The 1,431-nt window shown below is 67.6% G+C and carries 2 protein-coding genes; one reads left to right on the top strand and one right to left on the bottom strand.

The annotated features are described in order from the left end of the window. On the top strand, window positions 1-365 hold a 365-nt coding region (locus EB084_25420), incomplete at its 5' end, for a phage tail sheath family protein (GenBank protein NDD31605.1). A 13-nt stretch (window positions 366-378) separates the two neighbouring features. Here EB084_25420 and EB084_25415 read toward each other — a convergent pair. After that, window positions 379-1,431 (bottom strand): hypothetical protein (locus EB084_25415; GenBank protein ID NDD31604.1); only part of this gene is annotated, 1,053 nt, incomplete at its 5' end.

Raw genomic sequence — 1,431 nt, 5'->3', positions numbered from 1 at the left:
GCGCGCGCACCGCGGCCGGCGTCGCCTCTCACACCTTTACGTACCTGCAGACACGCCGGCTCGACCTCTACATCACGAACAGCATCAACCAGGGGATCGAATGGGTGGTGTTCTCCCCCAACGATGGGCTGACGTGGTCGACCGTGACCGCCCAGATCTCGAGCTTCATGAACGGTCTCTACAACCAGGGCGCGTTCTTCGGCGCAAGCCCCTCGACTGCATACACGGTGACCTGCGGGCTGGGCGCGACGATGACCGCGCAAGACATCTTGAACGGGTACCTCATCGCGCAGGTGAGCTACGCCGCGGTAGACCCGACCGTGTTCATCGAGCACACGTTCACGCTGCAGACGGCGGGCGACTGATCGCGCCGACCGCTCAGCCCTCTGCGGTCGGCGGTGCTGGTGGCGCAGGCGCGGTGCCCGGCAAGATGGCCACATCTTCCTTGCCGTACGACTCGTCCTGCTCGATGGCCGACAGCACCCAGTCGAACTGGCCGCTGGTCACCTTCGAGCCGCAGTAGGCGCAGTCGCCCGCCATGCTCACCTCGAGGGGGGCGCCGCAGTTGGGGCAGGCCCCTTCCTTCGCAGGAACCGGAGCCGCGGCACCGGCCGTGCGGATGAACGTCCAGTACTCGCTGAACGCGCGAGGCGACCGCTGATCGCCGCCCACCACGCGCCCGCCGGCATCGACCACATAGTCGCGCAGCGATGCGTGGATGCGCACCGTGATGCTGTCGTAGAACGCGTCTTGCGCATACCGCACGGTCCACTGCCGGGCGATGCGCACGTCGTCGAGGCGGTTGGCCAGGCCCTGGCGCTTGTACTGCTCGATCCAGTAGCGATGGGTGTTGAACAGGTGATCGGTCTCGAACGGCCGCGCCTTCTCCCACTTCCCGCTCGACCAGGCGTCTTGAATGGCCAGGAAGCAGGTGGCCACGCGCTGCTGGAAGGCCGCCTCATCGAAGCCGGTGCTGCGCTGCAAGAAGGCGGCGCGGGCGCTGTCGTAGTCCGGGGCGATGACGTCGGGGAAGTCGGTGCCCTCTTCCGGCGCCGTGCTGGTCAGCGACGGCCGATGGCTCGCGATGACCTCTTGCACCTTTGTCACCGCCAGCATCCACTGGAAGTCGCCCGGCGCAACCACGCGGTCGCAGTATGGACACGACCCGTCTGGGCGCACCTCTGACGGGCTGCCGCACGACGGACACGAGAGGTTCGACATCTGCCCGGGAGGCTTCGAGAGCGCCCCGCGCTTGCGGCGGAACGTCCAGCGCTCGCGGGCATAGTAGTGGGTGGCGCCGGCCTGTGCGTGCTCGGTGAAGTTGCCCTCGATCTCGACCTGCACCCCCAGCAGCGGCGCGTCGTCGAAGAGCCCCTCGAGGGCCAGTATGCGCGACGATCCCACGAGCACCTCGTCGACCTTGGTCACCCC

The organism is Pseudomonadota bacterium (assembly GCA_010028905.1).
Taxonomy (GTDB): domain Bacteria; phylum Vulcanimicrobiota; class Xenobia; order RGZZ01; family RGZZ01; genus RGZZ01.
This window is presented reverse-complemented; position numbering and strand designations above follow the sequence as displayed.